This window comes from Caballeronia sp. ATUFL_M2_KS44, assembly GCF_023630965.1.
Taxonomy (GTDB): domain Bacteria; phylum Pseudomonadota; class Gammaproteobacteria; order Burkholderiales; family Burkholderiaceae; genus Caballeronia; species Caballeronia concitans.
The window spans coordinates 816,080-822,079 of the sequence record NZ_JALQEA010000039.1 but is presented as its reverse complement, the minus strand read 5'-3'; the positions used below and the strand labels follow the sequence as shown (position 1 = coordinate 822,079).

Here is a 6,000-nt window from a genome sequence, read left to right as displayed (position 1 = left end):
GCGCGCTGGGCGGGCGCCGGCGCGGGCGATGGCGCCGGTGCGGGCCGCGGCGCCGGCGCGACGTACATGCCGTTGCTCGTCGGCGCGGCGGGCGCGACGTACATGTCGGTCGGGGCGCTCGGCGCAACGTACATGTCGCTCTGACCGCTTTGCGCGCTCGGCGCGACGTACATGCCGTTGCTCGGCGCGGCAGCGGTGGCGGCCGGCGCGGGCTTCGCTGCGGCTGCGGGCGCGGGCGTGGGCGATTGCACGGCGGTTGCGGGCTTCGCCGGCGCGATCGATGTCACGGTGGGCATCGAAGCGAAAGAGGGCGCCGGCTGGAGGATGGTCGCGGCCACGACCGCGTTGGTCGCGGCCTGCGCACGCGCGATCTTCTCCGCGCGCGACAGATAGCCGGTTTCGGCCCGCGCCTCGTCGAGCGCGGCCTGGCGCGCGGCCGCTGCGGCGGCGGTGGCGCGTTGCGTCGCGTGCTTGTCCAAAGTGGGCTTCGCTGCGGCGGCCGCCGCTTGAGCCGCCTGCGCCTGAGCTTGAGCCACCGGCGCAGCAGGAGCCGTCGATGCAACGTTTGCCTGCGCGGGAACCGGCAACGGAGCGGGAACCGGCGCTACCGCCACCGCGCCCGTCGCGGCAGCCGGATTCGCCGCGTTGTCCGCCGGCGTCGCGCCCTTTTTGGCGCCCTGGGCGTTCGCGGCGAGCCAGCCGGCGTGCGTGATGACGCGTTCGAGCATCGCCTGCGATTCGCCGTTGCTGCCGTCGAGCGCGAGCGCTTCCGCCGCGTTCTGCTGCACGCACGCCCAGGCGGACGTCCGTTCGCACGCGCGCGCGAGCTGGAGCGCGGCGTCGCGCTGCAATTCGCGATTGGAAAGCTCGTCCTTCAGCGCATCGAATTCGGGGCGCGTCTGCTGTTGCGCGGGCAGCGCCTTCAGGCGGGCGCGCGCCGTTGTCAGATCGCGCCGATCCAGCGCCGTCCGGATGCCCTGCAGCGGATCGCCGGGCGCGAGCGAACGGGTGCTGTCCTGCTGCGCGGTCTGCGCTTGCGCGCTGGGCGCGGCGGGCGTGACGGAAGGCGAAGGCGCGACGGATTCGGCGGGCGCATCGGTTGCGCCGCGTCCGAACGCGCCGAATTTCGGATCGATCGCGCCGGAAGCGCTGATATCGGCGGCAGGCGCGGGTTCGTCGTCCGAGCCGCGATGCAGATAGATGGCCGCGCCCGCCACGATCGCCACCGCGCATGCGCCCGCGGCGATCGTCTTCTTGCGGTCCCAACTGGCGGTATCGGGGAGGGCGTCGGAATCGTTGCTCGGATCGGCGTAAGCGTTGCGCGCGGATTCCTCGACCCGTTTCGCGCGATGCTCCGCCGCCCGCTGCGCGATGCGCTCGCTCGCGCGTTTCGGGTCCCAGCGTCCGGCCCAGGCCGCGCCGGTGTCTTCGTCGTCGCCGGTATCGATCGGACCGGCAGCCGCCGCCGATGCCGACGCGAGCGGCGTCGACGACTGTTGCTCGAACATGCTCCCGCGCAGCCGGGGTTCCACCGCGCCGCGTCTGTGGCCGAAGGCTGCGCTGCGGTCGGCGCCGCAGTTGGGGCAACTGTCTGCGCTTTTGCGCATCGTGCTGCCGCACCGCTGGCAGACGACGGAAAACATGGAAGCGGGAAACGTCAAACGCGTGGTCATGCTAAAAGCCCTCGAAGGACGTAGGCGATAACGTGGCGGCGGGCCCCGCGCGTCGAACGTGTCGGACGCGGGACGGGCCGCGGCAGCAATCCTTCGTAATTGTTTTCCCGTGCGAAAGCTTCGCTCGCGGGAAGCGAAATCCGAATATGGTTCAACCATTTCCGGACGTCAATTGCGTTTCGCACCTAGTGCCTGGCGCCTCGATGCGAACGATGGCGCGTTTCATGCTGCGTCCCGTCTCGCGCCGTCGAAACACGCGGCAAGCGGCCAGTAAAGGTGCGAAAGCGCCGGATGATTGCGGTCGCAGCCCGTTTCGGGCAATGCGCATGCCACCAGCTTCACTCTCACTGTTTGCGACATTTTGCGCGGGGCGGCGGTTTTGAGACGCCATTCTTTAGCCGATAAACGACAAGGCCGGATGGCCGCTCGATAACCCACTGATGCGAAAGCGCTTACGGCGCGAAATGAGTGTGGTTTTTCCGCCCGGCGGCGCGGTTCGCTTCATGTAAATAGTTAGGGTGCCGAAGTAAATATCGGCGAGCGGACGGCAAAAAAAGACGCCCCGCGAAGGGGCGTCCTTGTGCAGCGGGCAATAACGCGATCAGCTCGCCAGTTGCAGCTTGCCGTCGATACGGCGGTTCAGCGAAAGCGGATTGTCGTTCTTGATCGCGTCGGGCAGCAGCGCGTCCGGCAGATCCTGATAGCTCACCGGACGCAGGAAGCGGTCGATCGCGAGGCTGCCGACGGACGTCGAACGGCCATCCGCCGTCGACGGATACGGGCCGCCGTGAACCATCGCATGACCCACTTCCACGCCGGTGCCGAAGCCGTTCACCAGAATGCGGCCGGTGCGGCGCTCGAGCGCGGGCAGGAAGCGGCGCGCTTCGGCGTAATCGGCTTCGTCGATATGCAGCGCCGCCGTCAACTGGCCTTCGAGCGATTCGACCAGCTCACGCATCGACGCGAGATCGGGGCAGCGCACGATCAGCGACGACGCGCCGAAAATCTCCTCTTGCAGTTCGTGATTCTTGCGGAACGCATCGGCGGTGGTCACGAAGAGCGCGGACTGGCCCTGATGGCCGCTCTTCGCTTCGAGGCCGCGCGCGGCGGTCGTCACGTCGGCATGCGATGCGGCTTTTTCGACCGCGCCTTCGTACGTCTTGTGAATGCCCGGCGTGAGCATGGTCTGCGCGCCGGTTTCCTTCAGCGCCGCCGATGCCGCCGCGATGAACGCATCGAGATCGGGACCGTCCACCGCCAGCACGAGGCCGGGGTTCGTGCAGAACTGGCCCGCGCCCAGCACGAGCGACTGCACGAATGCCTTGCCGATAGCCTCGCCACGATTCTTCAGCGCATTCGGGAACAGCAGGACCGGGTTGATGCTGCTCATTTCCGCATAAACCGGGATGGGTTCGGTGCGCGCCGCCGCGAGCTTCATCAGCGCCGTGCCGCCGCCGCGCGAACCGGTGAAGCCGGCCGCCTTGATGCGGTTGTCCTTGACGAGACCCTGGCCGATATCGCGGCCGCTATCGAACAGCAGCGAGAACGTGCCTTCGGGCATGCCGCAATCCTTGACGGCCTTCTGCACCGCGCGGCCGACGAGTTCCGCCGTGCCGGGATGCGCCGAATGCGCCTTGACGATGACCGGACAACCCGCGGCCAGCGCCGACGCCGTATCGCCGCCGGCGACGGAGAACGCCAGCGGGAAATTGCTCGCGCCGAACACGGCGACCGGACCGAGGCCGATATAACGCAGACGCAAATCCACGCGCGGCATCGGCTTGCGCTCGGGTTGCGCCGGGTCGATGCGCACGCCGAGGTAATCGCCGTTGCGCACGACATCGGCGAACATGCGAAGCTGGCCGACCGTGCGGCCGCGCTCGCCTTCGAGACGCGGACGCGGCAAACCGCTTTCCTGCATGCAGCGCTCGATCAGGTCGTCGCCGATATCGAGGATGTTCTGCGCGATCGCTTCCAGGAATTTCGCGCGCGCTTCCGGCGCGGTTTCGCGGTACACGTCGAACGCGGACCAGGCGAGCGCGCACGCGCGGTCGAGGTCGGCGAGCGTCGCGCCGCCGAAAGCCGGTTCGATGGCCGCGCCCGTCGAGGCGTTGACGGCCTTGATGGAGCCGTTCGAGCCGTGCACGGATTGCTGGCCGATGAGCAGATTGCCTGTGAGTTGCATGGTGTCTCGTCCTTCTTGTGAAATGGATCGCGACGCCCGGTGACGAGCGTGGCGCTGCGCCGACTATACGGCTCGCCGCGCGCCCCTGTATAGTGAAAGGTTTCCATCGCATGATCGCTTTTTGGAATCACCTGGCGGCTTCGCATGATCAAGAATTCACTCGATGTCCTGATGTCGCGGCTGCGCATGAAGCAGCTTCAACTGCTGATCGCGCTCGATGACCACAAGTCGCTGCACAAGGCGTCGAGCGCCATGGCGATGACGCAATCCGCCGCGAGCAAGGCGCTCGCCGAACTCGAATCGATGCTGGAAGCGCCGCTTTTCGAGCGCGCGAAGAGCGGGCTGATTCCGAATCCGTTCGGACGCTGCGTCATTCGCTACGCGCGCGTGCTCGCCGCCGATCTCAACGCGCTCTGCCAGGAATTCGCGCAGATTCGCGCGGGCACGGGCGGGCGGCTTTCGGTCGGCACGATCATGGGCGCGGTGCCGGGCGTCGTCGCGCCGATCGTCAACGAGATGCACGCGCGGCATCCGGACCTTGCCATCGAAATCATCGAGGACACGAGCGCCAACATGCTCGGCATGCTGGACGACGGCCGCGTCGATCTGGTGATCGGGCGCGCGAGCGTGTCGGATCAGCCGTCGAAATATCACTATCAGCCGCTGACGGACGAGCCGCTGTGCATCGTGGTCGGGCAAGGGCACGCGCAACCGGCCGCGAGCGAGATCGGCTTCGCGGATTTGGCGAATCATCGCTGGGTGACGTATCCGAGCTATCTGCCGATGAGCGCGCTGCTCGAACGCGAACTCGATCTCGCCGGGCTGCCGATGCCCGCGAATCCCATTTCGACGGCGTCGCCGTTCGTCACCGTGACGCTGCTGCAGGAAAGCCCCGAACTCGTCTCGATTCTTCCCGCGAGCGTCGCGCGCGTCTTCGAGCGGCACGGCATGCTGCGCGTGCTGCCGGTGCGGATGAAATCGAAATCGCAGACGTACGGCATCGTCACGCGAAAGGGCGGCGCGCTTTCGCCGGCGGCGCGGCAGTTCGTGCAGATGCTGCGCGAAACCGGCCGGCCGCAATGAACGAACGTCAGCGCGTCGCGACGATGAAAAGACGCGGGAACGGCAGCAGCACGGAGCCGTCGCCGGACACGGTGTACGCGGAGGCCAGCGCCGAACGATAGCGGTCGAGAAACGCGCGTTGCTCGCTGTCGTCGAGCTTCGCGAGGAACGGCCGCAGCGCGCTGCCCTTGAACCATTCGACCACGGCATCGATGCCGCCTTCGAGCGCATGGTGATACGTCGTCCGCCACACGTCGACGCGCGCGCAACGCGGCTTCAGCAGCGCGTGGTACCACGCAGCCGGATGCCGCCCCGTGCGCTCCGTGCCTGCGAGCCGGTCGCGCCACGGATCCTGCGCCGCCACTTCGCGCAGCAACAGGTGGGCGGGTTGGTCGAGGTTATCGGGCATCTGAATGGCGAGCCGTCCGCCGGGCGCGAGTTTGTCGACGAGGCGCGGCAGCAGCGTGTCGTGTCCCGTCACCCATTGCAGCGACGCGTTCGCGAGAATCAGATCGTAAGGACCGGCTGCGTCCCACGCGGCGATATCCGCGAGTTCGAAATCGACCTGCGGCAGCCGCTTGCGCGCGGCATCGATCATGTCCTGCGAATTGTCGATACCCACGATGCGCGCAACCGGCGCATACGCGGCGAGCAACTCGGTGGAGTTGCCGGGGCCGCAACCGAGATCGACCGCCGCGCGAATCTCGCCGCCTTGCGCGCCGTTGAGCAGATCGCGCACGGGGCGCGTGCGTTCCGCTTCGAAGAGACTGTATTGCTTCGCGTTCCAGCTGGCAGATGTGGTCATGTTTGCTCTTGCTCCTACGATTGCCGTGAAGAAGCATGATTGTGCCGCACGCGCGGGTGGCGACGCAGTTTGCCCGCGACGCTCGCTCGCAGAACTTACCGGAATCGCCGGGATTGCAAAACAATGTCCGAAAGGGTTGGTCGGATTAGCGCTTTGCGACAACGCATCGGCCTATACTGCCGTGGTGTCCCGAGCGGCGAGCGGTCGAATCGACCGGTCAGGTTGGGACGCAGGCCGCACATTCATCAGTTTCTTGCGCGCTTTCGAGAGCGCGC

Annotated in this window: 4 protein-coding genes; 1 reads left to right on the top strand and 3 read right to left on the bottom strand. The window is 67.2% G+C overall.

Annotated features, from left to right (window positions below):
- Together NCR39_RS19210 and NCR39_RS19205 are read right to left on the bottom strand one after the other, a co-directional pair.
- A partial coding sequence (locus NCR39_RS19210; protein WP_250453637.1) for a zinc ribbon domain-containing protein occupies nucleotides 1–1,508 on the bottom strand: 1,508 nt, incomplete at its 3' end.
- A gap of 766 nt (nucleotides 1,509–2,274) precedes the next feature.
- A complete protein-coding gene (locus tag NCR39_RS19205; RefSeq protein ID WP_250453636.1) occupies nucleotides 2,275–3,858 on the bottom strand; it encodes an aldehyde dehydrogenase (NADP(+)) in 1,584 nt (527 codons plus the stop codon).
- Between the two features lie 147 nt (nucleotides 3,859–4,005).
- Here NCR39_RS19205 and NCR39_RS19200 point away from each other — a divergent pair, with 147 nt between their 5' ends.
- Nucleotides 4,006–4,941 carry a LysR family transcriptional regulator gene (locus NCR39_RS19200; protein WP_250453686.1) on the top strand — a complete coding sequence of 312 codons (936 nt, stop codon included), beginning with the start codon at nucleotides 4,006–4,008 and terminating at the stop codon, nucleotides 4,939–4,941.
- Nucleotides 4,942–4,948: 7 nt separating this feature from the next.
- On the opposite strand, the gene tam is transcribed toward NCR39_RS19200, so the two are convergent.
- Nucleotides 4,949–5,725: a trans-aconitate 2-methyltransferase gene (gene tam, locus NCR39_RS19195; protein ID WP_250453635.1), complete on the bottom strand. Its 777-nt coding sequence runs from the start codon at nucleotides 5,723–5,725 to the stop codon at nucleotides 4,949–4,951.
- Nucleotides 5,726–6,000 lie beyond the last annotated feature (275 nt).